The sequence below is a fragment of the Streptomyces phaeofaciens genome, assembly GCF_014648915.1.
Lineage (GTDB): Bacteria > Actinomycetota > Actinomycetes > Streptomycetales > Streptomycetaceae > Streptomyces > Streptomyces phaeofaciens.
The window spans coordinates 116111-137202 of the sequence record NZ_BMSA01000010.1 but is presented as its reverse complement, the minus strand read 5'-3'; the positions used below and the strand labels follow the sequence as shown (position 1 = coordinate 137202).

At 72.3% G+C, this 21092-nt stretch carries 14 protein-coding genes; 6 read left to right on the top strand and 8 right to left on the bottom strand.

Annotated elements, in window-relative coordinates:
* Positions 1 to 12: 12 nt before the first annotated feature.
* From nuoL to recQ, 4 genes are all read left to right on the top strand, one after another.
* Positions 13 to 1926, top strand: coding sequence for an NADH-quinone oxidoreductase subunit L (nuoL, locus tag IE275_RS18620; protein ID WP_189712439.1), 1914 nt, complete (start codon positions 13 to 15; stop codon positions 1924 to 1926).
* A 5-nt stretch (positions 1927 to 1931) separates the two neighbouring features.
* A complete protein-coding gene (locus tag IE275_RS18615; RefSeq protein WP_189712438.1) occupies positions 1932 to 3503 on the top strand; it encodes an NADH-quinone oxidoreductase subunit M in 1572 nt (523 codons plus the stop codon).
* Positions 3500 to 5158, top strand: a complete 1659-nt coding sequence (gene nuoN / locus IE275_RS18610; protein WP_189712437.1) for an NADH-quinone oxidoreductase subunit NuoN — start codon at positions 3500 to 3502, stop codon at positions 5156 to 5158. The genes IE275_RS18615 and nuoN overlap by 4 nt, the downstream gene beginning before the upstream one ends.
* Before the next feature lie 182 nt (positions 5159 to 5340).
* The gene (gene recQ / locus IE275_RS18605; protein ID WP_189712584.1) at positions 5341 to 7383 is read left to right on the top strand and encodes a DNA helicase RecQ; all 2043 of its coding nucleotides are present in this window, start codon (positions 5341 to 5343) and stop codon (positions 7381 to 7383) included.
* A gap of 67 nt (positions 7384 to 7450) precedes the next feature.
* Here recQ and IE275_RS18600 read toward each other — a convergent pair whose 3' ends face one another.
* From IE275_RS18600 to fahA, 8 genes are all read right to left on the bottom strand, one after another.
* On the bottom strand, positions 7451 to 10213 hold the full coding sequence (locus tag IE275_RS18600) for a fumarate reductase/succinate dehydrogenase flavoprotein subunit (RefSeq protein WP_189712436.1): 2763 nt from the start codon (positions 10211 to 10213) through the stop codon (positions 7451 to 7453).
* 11 nt (positions 10214 to 10224) lie between these two features.
* Positions 10225 to 10992 (bottom strand): ABC transporter ATP-binding protein, encoded by a 768-nt coding sequence (locus IE275_RS18595; RefSeq protein ID WP_189712435.1) that lies wholly within the window; start codon positions 10990 to 10992, stop codon positions 10225 to 10227.
* Positions 10976 to 11839 (bottom strand): ABC transporter permease, encoded by an 864-nt coding sequence (locus IE275_RS18590; RefSeq protein WP_189712434.1) that lies wholly within the window; start codon positions 11837 to 11839, stop codon positions 10976 to 10978. Before IE275_RS18590 ends, IE275_RS18595 begins: the two co-directional genes overlap by 17 nt.
* The gene (locus IE275_RS18585; RefSeq protein WP_189712433.1) at positions 11836 to 13182 is read right to left on the bottom strand and encodes an ABC transporter substrate-binding protein; all 1347 of its coding nucleotides are present in this window, start codon (positions 13180 to 13182) and stop codon (positions 11836 to 11838) included. Before IE275_RS18585 ends, IE275_RS18590 begins: the two co-directional genes overlap by 4 nt.
* A gap of 14 nt (positions 13183 to 13196) precedes the next feature.
* Complete coding sequence (locus IE275_RS18580) at positions 13197 to 13424, bottom strand: 4Fe-4S dicluster domain-containing protein (RefSeq protein ID WP_085208013.1); 228 nt, start codon at positions 13422 to 13424, stop codon at positions 13197 to 13199.
* 126 nt (positions 13425 to 13550) lie between these two features.
* Complete coding sequence (locus IE275_RS18575) at positions 13551 to 14339, bottom strand: GntR family transcriptional regulator (RefSeq protein ID WP_189712432.1); 789 nt, start codon at positions 14337 to 14339, stop codon at positions 13551 to 13553.
* A 241-nt stretch (positions 14340 to 14580) separates the two neighbouring features.
* A complete protein-coding gene (locus IE275_RS18570) occupies positions 14581 to 15519 on the bottom strand; it encodes a M56 family metallopeptidase (protein WP_189712431.1) in 939 nt (312 codons plus the stop codon).
* Positions 15520 to 15808: 289 nt separating this feature from the next.
* On the bottom strand, positions 15809 to 17020 hold the full coding sequence (gene fahA / locus IE275_RS18565; protein WP_189712430.1) for a fumarylacetoacetase: 1212 nt from the start codon (positions 17018 to 17020) through the stop codon (positions 15809 to 15811).
* A gap of 304 nt (positions 17021 to 17324) precedes the next feature.
* Between fahA and IE275_RS18560 the strand changes: the two genes are divergently transcribed.
* Positions 17325 to 18563 carry a DegT/DnrJ/EryC1/StrS family aminotransferase gene (locus IE275_RS18560; RefSeq protein WP_189712429.1) on the top strand — a complete coding sequence of 413 codons (1239 nt, stop codon included), beginning with the start codon at positions 17325 to 17327 and terminating at the stop codon, positions 18561 to 18563.
* On the top strand, positions 18556 to 20991 hold the full coding sequence (locus IE275_RS18555) for a lipopolysaccharide biosynthesis protein (protein ID WP_189712428.1): 2436 nt from the start codon (positions 18556 to 18558) through the stop codon (positions 20989 to 20991). Before IE275_RS18560 ends, IE275_RS18555 begins: the two co-directional genes overlap by 8 nt.
* Positions 20992 to 21092: the final 101 nt, after the last annotated feature.

The window sequence follows — 21092 nt, the reverse complement described above, 5'->3', positions numbered from 1 at the left end:
GTCGGAAGAATCGTGGAGAACCTGATTGCGCTGCTGATCGCGGCGCCCCTGCTCGGAGCGGCCGTCCTCTTGGTCGGTGGCCGCCGGCTCGACGCCGTCGGCCACTGGATCGGCACACTCCTGTCGACCGTCTCCTTCGTGTTCGGCGCGATCCTCTTCGGGGACCTGCTGAGCAGGAGCGCCGACGACCGGACCCTGACCCAGCACCTGTTCACCTGGATCCCCGTCGAGGGCTTCCAGGCGGACGTCGCCTTCCGTCTCGACCAGCTGTCGATGACGTTCGTGCTGCTGATCACGGGCGTCGGCTCGCTGATCCACCTGTACTCGATCGGGTACATGGAGCACGACGAGCGGCGCCGCCGCTTCTTCGGCTACCTCAACCTGTTCCTCGCGGCGATGCTGATCCTCGTCCTCGCCGACAACTACCTGCTGCTGTACGTCGGCTGGGAGGGCGTCGGTCTCGCCTCCTTCCTGCTGATCGGCTTCTGGCAGCACAAGCCCAGCGCCGCCACCGCCGCGAAGAAGGCCTTCCTGGTCAACCGCGTCGGCGACATGGGTCTGTCGATCGCCATCATGCTGATGTTCACCACCTTCGGGACCTTCGCCTTCGGACCGCTGCTCGGTTCGGAGGGCGAGCCCGGCATCGCCGGTGACGCCTCCGAGGGCAAGCTCACCGCGATCGCCCTGCTGCTGCTGCTCGCCGCCTGCGGCAAGTCCGCCCAGGTGCCGTTGCAGTCCTGGCTCGGGGACGCGATGGAGGGTCCGACCCCGGTCTCGGCCCTCATCCACGCGGCGACGATGGTCACGGCCGGCGTGTACCTGATCGTCCGCTCGGCGGCGATCTTCAACGGCGCGCCCGACGCCCAGCTCGTCGTCACGATCGTCGGCGCCGTCACGCTCCTGTTCGGTGCGATCGTCGGTTGCGCGAAGGACGACATCAAGAAGGCGCTGGCCGGCTCGACGATGTCGCAGATCGGCTACATGGTGCTGGCCGCGGGACTCGGCCCCATCGGCTACGTCTTCGCGATCATGCACCTGGTGACGCACGGCTTCTTCAAGGCCGGCCTGTTCCTCGGCGCCGGCTCGGTCATGCACGGCATGAACGACGAGGTCGACATGCGCCGCTACGGCGGCCTGCGGACGTACATGCCGATCACCTTCATCACCTTCGGCCTCGGCTACCTCGCCATCATCGGCTTCCCCGGTCTGTCCGGCTTCTTCTCCAAGGACAAGATCATCGAGGCGGCCTTCGCCAAGGGCGGCACCGAGGGCTGGATCCTCGGCGGATGCGCCCTGCTGGGCGCGGCCATCACCGCGTACTACATGACACGCGTGATGCTGATGACCTTCTTCGGCGAGAAGCGCTGGCAGCCCGACGAGCACGGGCACGAGCCGCACCCGCACGAGTCGCCGTCGTCCATGACGATCCCGATGATCGTGCTGGCCTTCGGTTCCGTCTTCGCGGGCGCGTTCTTCAGCATCGGCGACCGCTTCGTGCACTGGCTGGAGCCGGTCACCGGCCACTCCCACGGCGACTCGCCGGTCAGCGCCCTCACCGTCACCCTCGCCACGATGGTGGTCCTGGTGATCGGTGTGGCGATCGCCTACGCCCAGTACGGCCGCCGCCCCGTCCCGGCCGTCGCCCCGCGCGGCTCGCTGCTCACCCGCGCGGCCCGCCGGGACCTGTTGCAGGACGACTTCAACCACGTGGTCCTGGTCCGCGGCGGCGAACACCTCACGCGCTCCCTGGTGTACGTCGACCACACCCTGGTCGACGGAGTCGTCAACGGCACGGCGGCCTCGGTCGGCGGCCTCTCCGGGCGGCTGCGCCGGCTCCAGAACGGCTTCGCGCGGTCGTACGCGGTCTCGATGTTCGGCGGTGCGGCGGTCCTCATCGCCGCGACCCTGCTGATGAGGGCGGTCTGATACCGATGTCCTTTCCTCTGCTGACAGCGACGGCGGCCCTTCCGGCGATCGGGGCGGTCGCCACGGCCGCCGTCCCGGCCGCCCGGCGCAACGCCGCCAAGTCGCTGGCCCTGCTCGTGTCGCTCGCCACCCTCGCCCTGGCGATCGCGATCCTGGTCCGCTTCGACCCGGACGGCGACCGCTACCAGCTCACCGAGTCCCACTCCTGGATCAAGGAGTTCGGGGTCAGGTACGAACTGGGCGTGGACGGCATCGCGGTCGTGCTGATCGCGCTCACCGCGCTGCTGATCCCGTTCATCATCCTGGCGGGCTGGCACGACGCCGACCCGCTGGAGACCGGCAGCAAGCGCTGGCGGCCCACCCAGGGCTTCTTCGCGCTGATCCTGGCCGTCGAGGCGATGGTGATCATCTCCTTCGAGGCCACCGACGTCTTCCTCTTCTACATCTTCTTCGAAGCCATGCTCATCCCGATGTACTTCCTCATCGGCGGCTTCGGGGACCGGGCCCACCAGCACGGAGAGGAGACGGCGTCCACGCAACGGTCGTACGCCGCCGTCAAGTTCCTGCTCTACAACCTGGTCGGCGGTCTGATCATGCTGGCCGCGGTGATCGGGCTCTACGTGGTCGCCGGGAACTTCTCCCTCACGGAGATCGCCGAGGCCCGCGCCAACGGCACGCTCGACATGGCGACGAACACCGAACGCTGGCTGTTCCTCGGCTTCTTCTTCGCCTTCGCGGTGAAGGCGCCGCTGTGGCCGCTGCACACCTGGCTGCCCAACGCCATGGGGGAGGCCACCGCCCCGGTCGCCGTCCTCATCACGGCGGTCGTCGACAAGGTCGGCACCTTCGCGATGCTCCGCTTCTGCCTCCAGCTCTTCCCGGAGGCCAGCAAGTGGGCGACGCCCGCCATCCTCGTCCTCGCCCTGATCAGCATCATCTACGGGGCGCTGCTCGCGGTCGGGCAGCGCGACATCAAGCGGCTGGTGGCGTACGCGTCGATCTCGCACTTCGGGTTCATCATCATGGGCATCTTCGCGATGACCAGCCAGGGCCAGTCCGGCGCGACGCTCTACATGGTCAACCACGGCATCTCGACGGCCGCCCTGATGCTGGTCGCCGGCTTCCTGATCTCCCGGCGCGGCTCGCGGCTCATCGCCGACTACGGCGGGGTGCAGAAGGTCGCCCCGGTGCTCGCCGGCACCTTCCTGATCGGCGGCCTGGCGACGCTGTCACTGCCCGGACTCGCGCCGTTCGTGAGCGAGTTCCTGGTCCTGGTCGGCACGTTCGCGCGCTACCCGGTGATCGGCATCATCGCCACCCTCGGCATCGTGCTCGCCGCGCTCTACACCCTCGTCCTCTACCAGCGGACGATGACGGGCCCGGTGAAGCCCGAGGTCTCGGCGATGCCCGACCTCCGCGTGCGTGAGCTGCTGGTCGTCGCCCCGCTGATCGTGCTGCTGATCTTCCTGGGTGTCTACCCGAAGCCGGTCACGGACATCGTCAACCCGGCGGTCCAGCAGACCCTGTCCGATGTACACGAGAAGGACCCCAAGCCCGAGGTGGAGGCGGCCAAGTGAGCGCATCAGCCGTCCACAGCCTGTGGACAACGGCGGCGGCCGCGGCCGACCCGATCGCGAAGATCGACGCGCCGAAGATCGAATACGGTCAATTGTCGCCCACTCTGATCGTGGTGGGTGCGGCGATCGTCGGGGTGCTGGTCGAGGCCTTCGTGCCGCGCAAGCACCGCTACTACGCACAACTGTTCGTCTCCGTCGTCGCCCTGGTCGCCGGGTTCGCCGCGGTGGTCGCCCTGGCGGCGGACGGATACGGCACCACCAAGGCGGGGATCGTCGCCATGGGCGCGATCGCCGTCGACGGACCGGCCCTGTTCCTCCAGGGCACGATCCTGCTGGCCTCCCTGGTCGGCCTGTTCACCTTCGCCGAACGGCGCCTCGACCCCGAGGCGCACGGCAACCGGGTCGACTCCTTCGCCGCCCAGGCGGCCTCCGTGCCCGGCAGCGACAGCGAGAAGGCCGCGGTCAAGGCGGGCTTCACCACCACCGAGGTCTTCCCGCTGCTGCTGTTCGCCGTCGCCGGCATGCTGATCTTCCCGGCGGCCAACGACCTGTTGACCTTCTTCATCGCGCTGGAGGTCCTCTCGCTCCCGCTGTACCTCCTGTGCGCCCTGGCCCGCCGCAAGCGGCTCATGTCGCAGGAGGCAGCGGTCAAGTACTTCCTGCTCGGCGCCTTCGCCTCCGCGTTCACCCTGTTCGGCATCGCCCTGCTGTACGGCTACGCGGGCTCGGTGTCCTACGCGACGATCGCGCAGGTCGTCGACGGCACCGTCAAGAACGTGGACCCCGCCCTCGCGGACACCATGGGCAACGACGCGCTGCTGCTCATCGGCACCGCGATGATCGTCATGGGCCTGCTGTTCAAGGTCGGCGCGGTGCCCTTCCACATGTGGACGCCCGACGTCTACCAGGGCGCCCCCACCCCGGTCACCGGCTTCATGGCCGCCGCGACCAAGGTGGCCGCGTTCGGCGCGCTGCTGCGCATCCTCTACGTCGTCCTGCCGGGCCTGCGCTGGGACTGGCGGCCGGTCATGTGGGGCGTGGCGGTCGTCACCATGCTGGGCGGTGCGATCGTCGCCATCACCCAGACCGACATCAAGCGGCTGCTGGCGTACTCGTCCATCGCGCACGCCGGATTCATCCTCGCGGGTGTCATCGCGACCACCCCGGACGGCGTCTCGTCCGTGCTCTTCTACCTGGCCGCGTACTCCTTCGTGACGATCGGCGCCTTCGCGGTCGTCACCCTGGTGCGCGACGCGGGCGGCGAGGCGACCCACCTGTCGAAGTGGGCGGGACTGGGGCGCCGCTCGCCGCTGGTGGCGGCCGTGTTCGCCGTGTTCCTGCTGGCCTTCGCCGGTATCCCGCTGACCTCCGGGTTCACCGGGAAGTTCGCCGTGTTCAGTGCGGCCGCCGAGGGCGGCGCGGCGCCGCTGGTCGTCGTCGGTGTGATCTCCTCGGCGATCGCCGCGTTCTTCTACATCCGCGTGATCGTGCTGATGTTCTTCAGCGAGCCGCGGCCCGAGGGCCCGACCGTCGCCGTTCCGTCGCCGCTGACGACGGCGGCGATCGGCATGGGGGTCGTCGTCACCCTGGTGCTCGGCGTGGCCCCGCAGTACTTCCTGGACCTGGCGAACCAGGCAGGGGTGTTCGTGCGCTGACCCGCGCACCGCGCGAGCGAAGGGCCCGGTTCCTGGGAGGGGACCGGGCCCTTCGCCATCTCATGGTGACGAGACATATCCACAGGGTGACCGGAACGGGTCTGTGGATAACTCCGGCGCTGTCAGTGCGGACCCCTATCGTTGAGGCAGTGGTCGAGGGACGACGTACGGGGGACGAGACGATGGGCGGGACGGGCGGCATCAGCGAGATGACAGGGACCACAGGGACCACCGGTACACCGGAGCGGACGGAGAGCGAGGCCCTGGCCACGCTGCACCGGGTCTTCGGATACGACGCCTTCCGCGGCGAGCAGGAAGCGGTCATCGAACACGTGGTGGCCGGCGGCGACGCGGTCGTCCTCATGCCGACCGGCGGCGGCAAGTCGCTCTGCTACCAGATCCCGGCCCTGGTCAGACCCGGCACCGGCATCGTCGTCTCCCCGCTGATCGCCCTGATGCAGGACCAGGTGGACGCCCTGCGGGCGCTCGGCGTGCGCGCCGGGTTCGTCAACTCCACGCAGGACTTCCACGAGCGGCGCACGGTCGAGGCCGAGTTCCTCGCCGGCGAGCTGGACCTGCTCTATCTGGCACCGGAGCGGCTGCGTCTGGACTCCACGCTGGACCTGCTCTCCCGCGGCAAGATCTCGGTCTTCGCGATCGACGAAGCGCACTGCGTCTCCCAGTGGGGCCACGACTTTCGGCCCGACTACCTGACCCTCTCCCTGCTCGGCGAGCGCTGGCCCGACGTCCCGCGGATCGCGCTCACGGCGACGGCCACGGACGCGACGCACCAGGAGATCACCCAGCGGCTGAACATGCCGGCCGCCCGGCACTTCGTGGCCAGCTTCGACCGGCCCAACATCCAGTACCGGATCGTGCCCAAGGCCGACCCCAAGAAGCAGCTGCTGAGCTTCCTGCGCGAGGAGCACGCGGGCGACGCGGGCATCGTGTACTGCCTCTCGCGCAACTCCGTGGAGAAGACCGCCGAGTTCCTGTCCAGGAACGGCGTCGAGGCCGTGCCGTACCACGCGGGCCTGGACGCGGGCACCCGCGCGGCGCATCAGTCCCGCTTCCTGCGCGAAGAGGGCCTGATCGTGTGCGCGACCATCGCCTTCGGCATGGGCATCGACAAGCCCGACGTGCGGTTCGTCGCCCACCTCGACCTGCCCAAGTCGATCGAGGGCTACTACCAGGAGACCGGCCGCGCGGGCCGCGACGGACTCCCGTCGACGGCCTGGATGGCGTACGGCCTCAACGACGTCATCCAGCAGCGCAAGCTGATCCAGTCCGGTGAGGGCGACGAGGCGTTCCGGCGGCGGGCCTCCGCCCACCTGGACTCGATGCTCGCCCTGTGCGAGACCGCCCAGTGCCGGCGCGGCCAGCTGCTCGTCTACTTCGGCCAGGAGTCGGCGCCGACGGGCTGCGGCAACTGCGACACCTGCCTCACACCCCCGCAGACCTGGGACGGCACCGTCGCCGCCCAGAAGGTGCTGTCGACGGTGGTGCGGCTCCAGCGGGAGCGGGGGCAGAAGTTCGGCGCCGTCCAGATCGTCGACATCCTCCTCGGGCGGCGCACGGCCAAGGTGATCCAGTTCGACCACGACCAGCTCTCCGTGTTCGGCATCGGCGAGGAGCTCGAAGAGGGCGAGTGGCGCGGGGTCGTACGACAGCTGCTCGCCCAGGGGCTGCTCGCCGTCGAGGGTGAGTACGGCACGCTCGTGCTGACCGAGGCCAGCGGAGCGGTGCTGCGGCGCGAGCGGGACGTCCCGCTGCGCAAGGAGCCGAAGAAGCCGGCGGCGTCGAAGGCGTCGGGCTCGTCGTCCTCCGGCCGGGGCAAGGCCAAGGCCGCCGCGGCCGAGCTGCCCGCGGAACTGCTCCCGGCCTTCGAGGCCCTGCGCGCCTGGCGCGCCGAACAGGCCCGCGAGCAGGGCGTCCCGGCGTACGTCATCTTCCACGACGCCACGCTCCGGGAGATCGCCACGGTCTGGCCGACCTCGGTGGCCCAGCTCGGCGGGATCAGCGGAGTCGGTGAGAAGAAGCTCGTCACCTACGGGGAGGGTGTCGTGGCGGTCCTGGCCGAGCTGGGCGCGGCCCCCGGCCAGGCCCCGGCGCCGGCCGGCCCGACCCCCGCGCCCGCCCCGGCACGGGTGTACGCCACCGACGCGGGAGCGGACGACCACTGGCCGGAGATGGACGCCGAGCCGGAGCCCGACGACTGGATGTAGCCGGGCTGTAGCCACTGGATGCAGCCGCTGGACATGGCCGACGGAGGAGGTGGCGGGGCCGGGCTCCTCACCGTGCCCGGGTCGCGTACGCCCTGACGTCCGCGTCCGAGTCCGTCGTCGCCGTGGCCAGGGCCGCGCGGGCGTTCGGCGCGTCACGGTGCCGGGTCAGCGCCAGGACCGCGGCCTTGCGGACATCGGCGTTCGCGTCGGCCAGGGCCTTGGCGAGGACCGGGACGGCGGTGCCGGGGTCCGCCACGGACAGCGCGGTGGCGGCGCCGACACGGACCTGCCAGGCCGGATCGGCGAGCGCGGCGACGGCCCGCGCGGCGAGCGGCGCCGGGCAGCCGGCCGAGGCCAGCGCGCCGAGTGCGGCGCCGCGGACCAGGGCGTCCGCGTCCCGGCCGAGCCGGTCCAGGGCGGCGGTGAGCAGGTCCCGGGAGCCCGGTGCGAGAGACGCCGAGGCGACCCCGGCGAGTGCCTTGGCCACGGTCACCCGGACCTCCCGGGAGGCGTCGCCCGCCGCCCGCGCCAGCGGTGCGACCGCGTCGACCGAGACCAGCGCGCGCACGGCCTCGATCCGGACGGCGACATCGGGGTCGTCCAGCGGCCCGGCGAACAGCTCCGCGTCGCCCAGGCGCAGCGCGCGCAGCACATCGAGGGCGGCGGCGCGGACGACCGGGTCGGCCTCGGCGAGCGCGGCGGCCAGGGCGTCCCGCAGCGCGGGCTCCGGCGGGAGCGTCTCGACCAGCTCGCGCAGTGAGGCCGCCGCCGTCGCCCGCACCTCGCCGTCAGGGTCGGCGAGGGCACGGGCCAGCGCCTGCCCGGTGCCGGGCGGCAGGGTCTCGGTGAGGACGGAGACCGCGGTCCGGCGCACGGCCGGGTCGGGATCGGCCAAATAGGGCTCGACGAGGGCCAGTTCGGGCTCCTCCTCGGCGAGCGCCAGCAGTTCGAGGAGCCGGGGCGAGACACCCGTGCGAAGGCCGGCGGTGTCGGCGGGGTCGGCGGCTCCGGTCGCCCGCGCGGACGTCGGCCCGGAGGCCACCGGTGCAAGGTCCCGGGACCCGGCGGTCGCCACCTCCTCGGGGTGGACCTCGCCGAGGTGCCGGGACGGGCCGCCCACGGGGCTGAACTCGTCGACCGGAACCAGATAGGGAGCCACGGGACGGGCCGTGAACTCCATCGCACCGGAGGGGGACTTGTGCAGATCGAGGTGGTGGAACCAGGACGCGTCGTCGCGCGCGGGGTGGTCCAGACGGTCGTGATAGAGGCCCCAGCGGGACTCCGTACGGGCCAGGGAGGCCCGGGCGGCCATCTCCGCGCAGTCGCGGATGAAGGAGACCTCGGCGCAGCGCATCAGCTCATGGGGGGTGCGCGCGCCCATTTCCGCGATGTCTTCGCGCATCCGCTCGAAGGCCTCCAGCGCCAGGGACAGCCGCGCGCCGGACTTCGGCGGGGCCACGTAGTCGTTCACGAAGCGGCGCAGCTTGTACTCGACCTGGGGCTGCGGCGGGCCCTGCGGGTTGCGCAGCGGGCGGTAGACCAGCTCGTGCGCCTCCCGCAGCTGATCGGCCGGCAGCTCCCCGCCGTACGGCGCGTACCGGGCCGCGTCGGCGCCCGCCAGCTCGCCGAAGACGAACGCGCCGATCATGTAGTTGTGCGGGACACAGGCCAGGTCACCGGCCGCGTACAGCCGGGGGACGGTCGTCCGGGCGTGGTCGTCGACCCGTACGCCCGAGGCCGAGTGGCCGCCGCACAGACCGATCTCGGAGATGTGCATCTCGATGTCGTGGGTGCGGTAGTCGTGCCCCCGGCCCGCGTGGAAGGTCCCGCGCGTCGGGCGCTCGGTGGAGTGCAGGATCGACTCCAGGGCGGAGACCGACTCCTCCGGGAGATGGCTCAGCTTCAGGTACACCGGGCCGCGGTCGGAGGCCACCTCGGCAGCGAACTCGGCCATCATCTGGCCCGACCAGTAGTCGGAGTCCACGAAGCGTTCGCCGTGCCGGTTGACCTGGTAGCCGCCGAAGGGGTTGGCGACATAGGCGCAGGCGGGGCCGTTGTAGTCCTTGATCAGCGGGTTGATCTGGAAGCACTCGATGCCGGTCAGCTCGGCGCCCGCGTGGTACGCCATCGCGTAGCCGTCACCGGCGTTGGTGGGGTTCTCGTACGTGCCGTACAGGTAGCCGGAGGCAGGCAGGCCGAGGCGGCCGCAGGCGCCGGTCGCGAGGATCACGGCGCCCGCGCGGACGGTCACGAACGCGCCCGTGCGCGTGTTGAAGCCCGCCGCGCCCACGGCACGCCCCTCGGCGGTCAGCACACGGACCGGCATCACCCGGTTCTCGATACGGATCCGCTCCCGCATCTCGCGCCGCCGCAGCTGTCGGTACAGGACCTTCTTGACATCCTTGCCCTCCGGCATCGGCAGCACGTACGAGCCGGAGCGGTGCACCTGGCGGACCGCGTACTCGCCGTGCTCGTCCTTCTCGAACTTCACGCCGTACGACTCCAGCCGCTGCACCATGGCGAAGCCCCGCGTGGCGGTCTGGCGGACGGTGGACTGGTCGACGATGCCGTCGTTGGCGCGGGTGATCTCGGCGACGTAGTCGTCGGGCTCGGCGCGACCGGGGACGACCGCGTTGTTGACGCCGTCCATGCCCATGGCGAGCGCGCCCGAGTGCCGGACGTGGGCCTTCTCCAGGAGCAGGACGTCGGCGCCGTGCTCGGCGGCGGTCAGGGCCGCCATCGTGCCCGCGGTGCCGCCGCCGATGACGAGGACGTCGCAGGTCAGCTCCTCGGCGTCGCCGAGCGCGGGGATCTGCAGGGGGGTGTCCACCGGGGTGCCTCTCAGATGCTCGGTGAGGTCAGGACGTCGCGTCGCAGGGCCACGCGCGCGGGTTCGTCGTGCGCGGCGCGGTCCCGCGGGCGCGGTACGTCCCGTACGGCGGTGACGCGGCCCGCGCCGAGGAGGGCCACGCGGTCGCCGAGGAACAGGGCCTCGTCCACGTCGTGGGTGACGAAGACGACGGTGGCGCCCGTGCCGCGCAACACCTCGACCAGCAGATCCTGCATGCCGGCCCGGGTCTGGGCGTCGAGTGCGCCGAACGGTTCGTCCATGAGGACGGCGCGGGGCGCTCCGGCCAGGGCACGGGCGAGCTGGGCTCGCTGGCGCTGGCCGCCGGAGACGCGGTGCGGCAGCTTCCGGGTGTGCTCGGCGAGTCCGACGCTGGCCAGCCACGACTCGGCCCGGGCCCGGCGTTCGGGGCGCGGCAGTCCGCGAATGGCCAGCGGGAGTTCGACGTTGGCCCGCAGGGTGCGCCAGGGCAGGAGGGCGTCCTCCTGGAAGACCAGGGCGCGATCGGCGCCGGGGCCGGTCAGCGGGTGTGCGTCCTGGGTGACCTCCCCGTCGAGCGGGGACAGCAGTCCGGCCAGGGTACGCAGCAGGGTGGACTTGCCGCAGCCGGAGGGGCCGACGACGGTGAGGATCTCCCCGGGGGCGACCGCCAGGTCGACGCCGTGCAGTACGGGCACACCCGGGCGTCCGAGGGTGGCGTCCCGCAGGGCGAGTCCCGCGCCGGCGCGGGACTGCGGGCGGACGTCAGACGAGCTGGTCATGGGGCACGCCCTTCTCCGGCCCGGGACCGGCCGGTACGGGGGTGGCGGTGCCGCGCGCCGTGCGCGCGGCCCGGGGGCCGGGGACGTACGAGGTGCGCGGCAGCCAGTGGGTGAGGCGGCGGCCGAGGAGTTCCACGGCCGTGGAGGTGGCCCAGCCGAGGACGCCGATGGTGACCATGCCGACGAACACGCCCGGGTAGTCGACGACCGTGTAGTCCTGCCACGTGCGGTAGCCGACGCCGTACTGGCCGGAGATCATCTCGGCGGAGATCACGCAGATCCACGACACGCCGATGCCTACGGACAGGCCGCCGAAGATGCCGGGCAGCGCGCCGGGCAGCACGACCGAGCCGAGGATCCGCCACCGGCCGCCGCCGAGGGTGCTGACCGCCTCCTCCCAGACGGGGTTGAGCGCGCGGACCGTGTGCCGGGTGGAGACCAGGACGGGGAAGAAGGCGGCGGTGAAGGTGATGAAGACGATGCCTTGTTCGTTGGAGGGGAAGAGGAGGATCGCGACGGGCACGAGCGCGATGGCGGGGATGGGCCGGACCACCTCGAGGAGCGGGCCGAGCAGGTCCTCGGCGAGCCGCGAGCGCGCCACGAGCACGCCGGTGGCCACGCCGAGGACGGCGGCCAGCAGGAAGCCGGTGAGGATCCGGGTGAGGCTGTCGGTGAGGTCGGTCCAGTAGTCCTCGCCGCTCAGCCGGCCGGCGAAGGCGCGGGCCACGTCGGCGACCGTGGGGAACTGCGAGAAGCGCAGCCAGATGTCGATGTTCCGGCTGGTCAGCAGCTGCCAGAGCCCGAGGGCGGCCGCCACGGAGGCCACCCGCAGCGCGTAGCGGGTCATGACTGCCGCCCCAGCGCGTCGGCGTACGTGATGACGCGGGCCCCGCCGTGGGCGTCGACGTAGGCCCGCGCGGTCGACGGGGCGACGAACGGCAGCAGGTCCTCGCCGTCGGCCACCCAGACCGCCCGGTCGGCGAACCACAGGGTGCCGGTGGTGGCGTCGGGGACGTACGCGGCGCGGACGCCGTCCTTGTGCCGGGCGGTGTAGGCGAGCAGTTCGGCGGGTGTGGCGAAGGTGAGGGTCTGCTCGGCGTCCCGGGGCCAGACCTCGCTCGCGGCCGGTGCGGGCGCGGCGGCGAGCCGCTTCGCGTACGACGAGCCGAGCGCCTTGCGCACGTACCGGTCGTCGACGAAGGAGTCCACGTCGATGTCCCCGGTGAGCTTCGCCGCCTTCAGGACCGACACGTCCTCCTTCAGGGCGTCGACGAGCTGCGGCTTGACGGCCGGGTCGAAGGTGGAGATGCCGTGGGCGCCGTTGTAGAGGTAGACGACCTCGGCGGGCAGGCCGGTGGCCTCGGCGACCTTCTCGGCGGCGGCCACGGGGTGTGCGTCGAGGTAGTCGGTGGCCTCCGCCTGGGCCTTGAGGAAGGCCTCCAGGACGGCGGGGCGCTTTTTGGCGAAGTCCTCGCGGGCGGTGACACCGTGGAAGGTGGGCAGGTTCAGCTGGGCGCCGTCGTACAGGGCTTTCGCCTTGCCCTGGTAGGCGAGCAGGCCGGGCCAGGCGACGAACTGCGAGAGGGCGTCGGCGCTGCCCGCGGAGAGGGCGGAGGCGCCCACGGCCGGCTGCTGGTTGAGCTTCTCGATGCCGTCGACCGGGTCGATGCCGGCCCGCTGAAGGGCGCGCACGAGGGTGCCGTCGGCCGCGGAGCCGACGCTCGTGGAGACCTTCTTGCCCTTGAGGTCGTCGAGGGAGGTGAGCTTGGAGTCGGGTGCGGTGACGATGGTGTTGAGGCCGCCGCGGAGGTTGTAGCCGGTGACCGAGACCAGGTGGGTGGGTGCGCCCAGTTGCTTGCCGCGGGCCGCGTTGATGAGGAGCGGGAAGTCGCCCATCGAGCCGATGTCGATCTTCCCGGCGGTCATCTGCGCGGTGATGGGGGCGCCGGTCGCGTAGTCCTGCCAGTCCACCTTGTACCGGGTGCCGTCGCCCAGGGCGTCGAGCTGCTTCTCGAAGGAGCCGAGGGAGCGCAGGAGGGTACCGGCCGTGACGGTGTTGATGGTCTTGGACTGGTAGCCGACGGTGACGGTGACCGTGGAGCCGTCACCGGCCCGGGCGCTGCCGCCGCAGGCGGTGAGCGGCAGGAGGAGGGTGGCGCACGCGGCGATCGCGAGTGAGGGGAGCTTCATGGGATTCGGGCCTTTCACCGGAGCAGGTAGGGCATGTTGACCGTGACGGCTCCGGTGGGACAGCGGGCCGCGCACGGGCCGCAGTACCAGCACTCGTCGACGTGCATGTACGCCTTGCCGTTGCTCTCGTCGATGGCGAGGGAGTCCAGCGGGCACATGTCCACGCAGAGGGTGCAGCCGTCGATGCACTTCGACTCGTCGATGGTCACGGGCACGTCGGCCCGCTGGGGCACCAAGGCCATGGCTGTCTCCAGAAAAGTCCCGAGAAATTCTGAGAAATCCCGTGAGGCGGTGAACCGCTGGGGTCCCGCCGGACGATGAAGGGGTGAAGGGGTGAAGGGCGCGAGGGAGCGGGGGAGGGGATTGGGTCAGAGGGAGCGGTGCAGGAGGCCGCTCATCGAGATGCGGTCGCCGCGGAAGCGGATGAACTCCAGATCGACCGGGCGGCCGTCGGCGAGATGGGTCAGGCGTTCCAGCATGAGGACGGCGGCGCCGCGCGGTGCTTCGAGGACGGCGGCGGAGTTGGCGTCCGCGTTCACCGCCTCCAGGGTGATCTCGGCGTGGCCGAGCCGCCGGCCGGTGATGGCTTCCAGGAGGCGGAAGACGTCGTTGTTCTCCAGGTCGGCGCCGAGCAGGTCGGCACCGATGTCGAGCGGGATGTAGGTGAGGTCGAGCGAGAGGGGGAGGCCGTTGAGGCGGCGCAGACGTTCGATGTAGAGGACGTCGGAGCCGGGCGCCGTCCGGAGGCGGTCGGCGACGGGAGCCGGCGCGGCGACGGGGCCCATGGTGCGGACCTCGTTGGTGACGCGGCCGTGTTCGCGCAGGGTCTCCGCGAGTCCCATCAGCCGGTCCAGGCCGTGCGGGTACTTCTCGGCGACCACCACGGTGCCCACCCCGGGCAGGCGTTCCACCAGCCCTTCGGCGCGCAGGAGGTCGAGGGCCTGGCGCACGGTGTTCCGGGAGGCCCGGTACTCGGCGGCGAGGGTCGACTCGTGGGGGAGCGTGCCGTCCGGGAAGCCGCCGGTGAGCAGTTGGCGGCGGAGCAGATCGGCGAGCTGCCGGGCCGCGTCGGCACGCAGTCGGCGCCGCGCGCGGTGGGCGGCGACGGTGGTCGCGCCTTGTCCGGCGTGGTCTCGGATGCGGTCGGTGGGCGGCATGGTCGGACCATATCTACCCGATAGGAATAGTGGTGTTGCGGAAGTGTTGCGCCAGTCTCCGGACCGTCAGGTACCTCGCTGAGCTGGGGTTCCTCCACGAGGAGGGGCAAGATCTGCCACCGCCGCGCCACTGTTCCGCCATCGCGGTCGGGCTGCTCGGGCCGACCGGGCCGACCGGGCCGACCGGACCGGCCTGGCCGCCCGGTGTCCGTGTCCGGCCGCCCCATGCCCCCGGCGGCCCCTAGGCGAGAGCCGTCAGGCCCGGCGCGAAGGTGATCAGCAGGGGCAGCAGCGGGACCAGTGCGGCCACCGTCGTCGTCAGGGCCCGGTGGCGGCGGAGCAGGCGCGGGGGCGGCTCGAGGAGACGGTCGACCCGTTCACCGAGGAGCCGGTGGCTGGAGGCGCAGGACAGGACGCCTCGGTGCTGGTTCAGCTCGATCAGGGCGAGCGCGGTGGTCAGGTGACCGCAGCGCCGGGAGGCGGTGTCGTCCGCGGCGAGTTCGACCAGCCGGTGGGTCTGGTCGCAGAAATGGGCGAAGAGCGGGATACGGGGGAAGCCGGTGGCGAGGGCGGTCGAGAGGTGGAGCAGCCAGTCGTGGTGGGCGCGGGCGTGGCCCCGCTCATGGGTGAGGACGGCGTCCAGCTGGTGGGAGGTGAGGCGGTGCAGGGCGCCGGTGGTCACGATCAGCTGGGGCGGATTGCCGGGCATCCACCAGGCGTCGGGGTACTCGTCCTCCAGCACGAGCAGCGGGCCCCGGGCGGACGGCAGTCCGGCCGGCAGGTCGGGGGCACGCTCCCGCAGGTGGGCGCGGGCCTGGCCGCGACGCCGGCGGGCCTCGACCAGTTCGCGGGCCAGCATCGCGGTCGTCCAGGCCGCCCCGCAGGCCAGCAGCAGGGTGAGCGCCGCGGCCCAGGGGGAGGCGGCTGAGAGGTCGTACGCCTCCGTCACGGCGGCCGGCGCGGGGGCGAACACCTGGGCGCGGACGGTGTGGAAGACGGTGGCGGCGCCCAGCACCAGGGCGGTCAGGCAGCACAGCAGGACCGTGGCGACCAGGCACTGCCACACCCACAGCCCGACCACCGGATCCCGCTCGGGCCACTTCGCCCGGGTCAGCGCGCGCGGGGCCGGCACGGCGGCCGTCAGGGCGACGACGCTCAGCAGGAGCAGACAGACGGTCATGCCAGGGGCTCCGGATCCTGGTCGGAGGGGGTGGAGCAGGCGGCGCGGGGCCGTACGTCGGGCGCGCGTGCCGGTGCCGGCGCCGGTTCCCGTGCCGACGCCGGTGGGCTGCGGGCCCGGTGCGGGGACCGTGCCCGCCGCCAGTATGACGGCGGGGGCCGCCGGAGTCAGCCCGCCGGCGGCATACGGTCGCCTCGTGACCGGCGGCCCGTCCGTGGCCTCAAGTCCCGCCGCCCGCGCAGGAGCGGCCTCGGCCCGAGGTGGTTCCCCGCCGGCCCCGCACCCGGTCTCACCCGGCCACGATCCGTCCGCTCACCTCGCCCAGGCCCACCCGCAGTCCGCCCGGCCCCGGGGCCCAGGCCGACAGGGTGACGACATCGCCGTCCTCCAGGAACGTGCGCTTGCCGTCGGGGAGTTCGAGGGCGTCGCGGCCGTTCCAGGTCAGTTCCAGGAGGGAACCGCGCTCGTGCTCGGCGGGTCCGCTCACGGTGCCCGAGCCGTACAGGTCGCCGGTGCGCAGGGAGGCGCCGTTGACCGTGAGGTGGGCGAGCTGCTGGGCGGCCGTCCAGTACATGGAGGAGAAGGGCGGCTCGGAGACGACGTGACCGTTGAGGGCGAAGGAGATGCGCAAGTCGTAGCTGGCGGGCTCGGTGGCCGCGTCGTCCAGGTACGGCAGGAGCGGGTGGGTGCGCTCCGGGGGTGCCACCCGGGCCTCCTCCAGGGCCTCCAGCGGGGTGATCCACGCCGAGACCGAGGTGGCGAAGGACTTGGCGAGGAACGGGCCGAGGGGGACGTACTCCCAGGCCTGGATGTCGCGGGCCGACCAGTCGTTCAGCAGGCAGAGCCCGAAGACGTGCTCGCGGAAGTCGGCCAGCGCGACCGGCGTGCCGTGCGACGAGGGCACACCGACGACGAAGCCGACCTCGGCCTCGATGTCGAGCCGCGCGGACGGGCCGAAGACGGGGGCCGGGTCGGAGGGCGCCTTGCGCTGGCCCGAGGGGCGGACGACGTCCGTGCCGGAGACCACGACCGTGCCGGCGCGGCCGTGGTAGCCGATCGGCAGGTGCTTCCAGTTGGGCAGCAGGCTGTCGCCGCCGGCCGGGCGGAAGATCGCGCCCGCGTTCCTGGCGTGGTGCTCGGAGGAGTAGAAGTCGACGTAGTCGGCGACCTCGAAGGGCAGGTGCAGGGTCACCTCGGACAGCGGGTGGAAGAGCGGCTCGACGGTGGCCCGGTGGGCGGGGTCCGTCACCCACTCCGTGAGCGCCCGCCGTACCTCCGACCAGGTCGTACGGCCCGCCGCCAGCAGCGGGTTGAGGGTGGGGTGCGCGAGGAGGGCGGCGTGCGGCGAGCGGAGGGCGCGGGCCGCCGCGGCCGCGTCGAGGACATGGTCGCCGAGCCGGACACCGACGGTCCGCTCCGTGTCGCCGGCGAGGGAGAACACGCCGTACGGAAGGTTGTGCGGGCCGAAGGGGTCGCCCTCGGTGAGGTCGAAGGGGGGCATGGGGTGCTGCCTCTCTTTCGTGCGCCGGTACGTGCGCGGGCTCGTGCGGTTGTTCGGTCCGTGTGCCGGGCCGCGGCACACGTTACGGCCGACCTCGGGGGAGTGGCACGGTACGTACCAGGTGCGGCGGGTTTCGGGCCCCGTCCGGGACCCGCCGCCGATGGCTCTCCGCTTCCGCTTGCCTACCGGAAGTCGCCTTCGAAATGGACCGCAATCTTGACGGAGCGGTGCGAACAGGGACACTCTGAGCGGGTGCTGGAAGGCCTCGGGGAGGGGGCCTTCCCATGGCACAACTGGGGGGCGGATGGCCATTGGGGAGGCCGGCCTCGGGTCGGCGCGGCATGGTTCACGGCCGAAGCGGCTGGAAGAGACCATGCGCGGCAGACTCGGCCGGGAATGCGTGTACGTACCGTCGTGCAGATTCGGGCTGTTCGTGGCCTTGCGCCACTGGTGCCCGCCCGGCGGACGCGTGCTGATGTCGCCGGTCAACGACGACGTGATCTTCTTCGTGGTGCTCGCGGCGGGCCTCAGGCCCGTGCAGGCACCGCTGAACCCGCTGGACGCGTCGATCGACGTCGACGCCGTCCCCGACGACATGTGGGGATCGCTGTCCGCGGTGCTCACGACGAATCTGTACGGCAACCCGGACGACGCGCCGCGCCTGCGGCAGAAGTGCGACGAGCTGGGCATCCCGCTGTTCGAGGACGGTGCCCACGCGATCGGCACCCAGGTCGGCGGCCGCCCGGTCGGCGCCTGGGGCGACGCCTCCGTTTTCAGCCTGTCCAAGCATGTCGGCGCCAAGGCCGGGGGTTTCCTGTCCTTCGCCGACCCGGGGCTGCGCGAGGCCCTGGAGAAGACCTGCGAGGACCTGCTGCTGCCGGGCCGGCCCACGGCGGAACTCGCCTACACGGTCCGGCCGTACGCGGAGGCCGCTGTGCGCGGGCTGGGGCTGCGGCGGGCCGCCTGGGCCACGATGCGACTGCTCGGGCTGATGGAGCGCGAGGAGATCCGGATGCCGCTGCGCCCGGAGGAACTGGCCCGTGCCGTCGGCGCGGCGCCGGACCTCACCGCGCACGACCCCTGGGTCCGGGTCGACATGCACGACTACCGGCTGCGGTCCGGGCCGCTCCGCCTCGGGCGCATCGAGCGCAAGCTGGACCGTCTGGACGGGGTGCTGACCGCCTGCCTGGCCGGTACGGAACGGCTGCTGTCCACGCCGTGGGCCAGGCCGCACAGCCGGGTCGGGCCGGTCCGTGCCCAACCGCTCTTCCGGGTGCCCCTGTTCGTGGCGGACCGGGACGCGGCGCGGGCGGCGCTCGCGCGGCGGGGCATCGTCGTCGGGTACCTCTATGACCCGCCGCTGGACGACTACGCGGGTGACGGGTTCACCGACCCGTCGCCGGATCCGGCCGGGGCCCGCTGGTTCGCGCGGCACGCGCTGCCCGTGGACCCGCTGCGGGCCCGGCAGGTCGTCGAGGCGCTCGACGAGTCCAAGGCACGGCCGGCCGAGGTACCGGGAGGGCTGGGACCGACCCGTGGCTGAGACGCAGGCCGAGATCGAGGCTCCCGAGCGCGCGGCGCCGTCCGCCGGAAAGGAGGCGACCGGCCCGAAGCCGGCCGACAGCACCCGCGGCCCGGACTCCCTGTTCAGGAACGCCTACTTCCTGATGCTCAGCACCGGTGTCTCCGCCGTGCTGGGCCTCGGGTTCTGGCTGGTGGCCGCCCGCTACTACACCGAGGAGGCCGTGGGCCAGGGGTCCGCCGCGATCGCCGCGATGCGGCTGCTCGCCAGTATCACGGCCACGACGATGATCGGCGCGGTGGTCCGTTTCGTGCCGCGCGCGGGACGGCACACGGGCTCGCTGGTGTGGCGGGCGTACGCGGCGAGTTCGGTGGTCGTGGCCATCGCCGCGTTCGTCTTCCTGCTCACCCTCGACCTGTGGGGCGCGTCGTACGCGCCGCTGGGCACGCCGGCCGCGGGGGCGGCGTTCGTCGTCGCCTGTGTGGCGTGGGCGCTGCTCACGCTCCAGGACGGTGTGCTGACCGGGCTGCGCAGATCGGGCTGGGTGCCCGTCGGCAACGCGGTGTTCTCGGTCGGCAAGCTGATCCTGCTGGCCGTCTTCGCCTCCGCGCTGCCGGTGCTCGGCATCTTCGTGTCCTGGGCCGCCGCGATCGCGCTCTCGACGCTGCCGCTCGGCTGGCTGATCTTCCGCAGGCTGATCCCGCGCCAGGTCGCCGCCGACCGCGACCTGGAGCCGCCGAGGCTGCGCGAGATGGGCCGCTTCCTGGCCGGGGACTCGCTGGGCGCGCTGTTCAGCCTGGCCATGATCAACCTGTTGCCGGTGATGGTCGCGGTCCGCTTCAGCGCGGCCGAGAACGGCTACTTCTACGTGGCGTACACGGTCGGCGGGACGATGGAGTTCATGGCCATCAACATGGCCTCCTCGCTCACCGCGCACGCCTCGCACGACCCGCGCCACCTCGCCGACGGGGTGCGCGGCGCGCTGCGCCGGATGACGCTGCTGCTGGTGCCGGTGGTGCTGGTGCTGGTGCTGTTCGCCCCGCAGATCCTGACGCCGTTCGACGAGGACTACGCCGAACACGGCACCACCGTGCTGCGGCTGCTGGCCGCCGGAGCGCTGCCCCGGGTCGTGGTCGAGCTGTACATCGGCGTGCTGCGTGTGCAGGGCCGCACCGGAGTGCTCGCCGCGCTCCAGGGCGCCATGTGCACGCTGGTGCTGGGCAGCGCGGCCGTGCTGTTCGGCTCGGCCGGCATCGCGGGCGCGGGCTGGGCGGTGCTGCTGAGCATGACGCTGATCGCCGTCGTCTCGGTGGTGGGACTGCGCAGGGCGCTGCGCGAGACCGACGGGGTGCCCGCGGTCCCCGCCGACCGGGTGCCCGTTCCGGCCGACGGTGACCCCGATCCGGCGTACGGCACCCGCTGGGCCCGGCTCAACGCCACCGCCGGGTACGGCACGAACTGGGCCCGCCGGGCCGCCTCCGAGCACGGGGCGTCCGACGAGGACACGGTCGCGCTGTTCATAGGGCGTCCCGGCTATGAGCGGGAGGCGCTGGCGGCGGACACCCTCATGGTGATCGTCCGGCCCCAGAAGCCGGGAGCGCAGCCCGAGGAGGCCGTCCGGCCGAGCGAGCCGGTGCCCGCGTACGAGGGGAACGGGATCTGGTCCGAGCGGTGGCAGCGGCCGCTGCGTGCCGGGCTGTGGGGCTTGCTCGGCGTGGCGGCGGCGGCCTTCGGGTGGGCGCTGCGCGACCTGCCGTGGCTCGGCGGCGTCACGGGCACCCTCGCCACGCCGCTGGACGGGCGGGAGTTGCTCGAACTGCTGCCCCCGGCGGCCGTCGCCGCCGGAGCGGCGCTGCTCGTGCTGTTCGTCGCCACGGTCACCCTGTCCGTGCGCCGCGAGCCCTGGCTGCCCGGTACCGCGCTGACGGCCGTCGCCCTCGCGCTGTACTCCGTACCGGTGGCGTTCGGGCGGGAACCAACGGCACTCCACGGGACGTTCTATACGCAAACGGCTGGCTTCTTCGCGCAGACTCTGGGCCTGTCCGGGCCCGAGCCGCTGCTGCGCTGGGTGCCGCCGGTCTGTCTGCTGCTGTCGCTCGTCCTGTGGTGGCGGCTGCTCACCCGACTGGGCGAGCGGCTGCCGTGGGCGGCACGCTGGGGGGTCGTCTTCCTCGCCGCCGTGGGGGGCTGGGCGGGGCGCGAGGCGCTCGCCCCGGTCGCGCTGCCCCTGCTGTTCCTGCTGTTCCTGCTTGTCCTGCTCCTGTCGCTCCACCGTGCCGAGCCGTCGGCGGAGCCCGGCCGCGATCCACGCCGTTCACCCGAGGCACCCGCCCCGCCCGGGGCACTCGCCTCAGCCGGGGCACCTGCCTCAGCCGGGGCACCCGCCCCGCCCGAGACACCCGCTGTCTCACCCGTGAACGGCAGAACCGGCACCCGCACCAGCGACTGATCACGCTTCAGAGTCGAACGCCAGGGGGGAACCGTCGTGCGTCCGCCAGTCACACCGAGGGAGAGATCAGAACCGGAGCCTGTACCGGGTCCGGGCGCCGA

Bases quoted from the DNA above. Each gene is read 5' to 3' on its own strand.
- IE275_RS18615 (WP_189712438.1), top strand. From the start codon at position 1,932: ATGTCCTTTCCTCTGCTGACAGCGACGGCGGCCCTTCCGGCGATCGGG.
- recQ (WP_189712584.1), top strand. From the start codon at position 5,341: ATGGGCGGGACGGGCGGCATCAGCGAGATGACAGGGACCACAGGGACC.
- IE275_RS18595 (WP_189712435.1), bottom strand. From the start codon at position 10,992: ATGACCAGCTCGTCTGACGTCCGCCCGCAGTCCCGCGCCGGCGCGGGA.
- IE275_RS18590 (WP_189712434.1), bottom strand. From the start codon at position 11,839: ATGACCCGCTACGCGCTGCGGGTGGCCTCCGTGGCGGCCGCCCTCGGG.
- IE275_RS18585 (WP_189712433.1), bottom strand. From the start codon at position 13,182: ATGAAGCTCCCCTCACTCGCGATCGCCGCGTGCGCCACCCTCCTCCTG.
- IE275_RS18580 (WP_085208013.1), bottom strand. From the start codon at position 13,424: ATGGCCTTGGTGCCCCAGCGGGCCGACGTGCCCGTGACCATCGACGAG.
- IE275_RS18575 (WP_189712432.1), bottom strand. From the start codon at position 14,339: ATGCCGCCCACCGACCGCATCCGAGACCACGCCGGACAAGGCGCGACC.
- IE275_RS18570 (WP_189712431.1), bottom strand. From the start codon at position 15,519: ATGACCGTCTGTCTGCTCCTGCTGAGCGTCGTCGCCCTGACGGCCGCC.
- fahA (WP_189712430.1), bottom strand. From the start codon at position 17,020: ATGCCCCCCTTCGACCTCACCGAGGGCGACCCCTTCGGCCCGCACAAC.
- IE275_RS18560 (WP_189712429.1), top strand. From the start codon at position 17,325: ATGGCCATTGGGGAGGCCGGCCTCGGGTCGGCGCGGCATGGTTCACGG.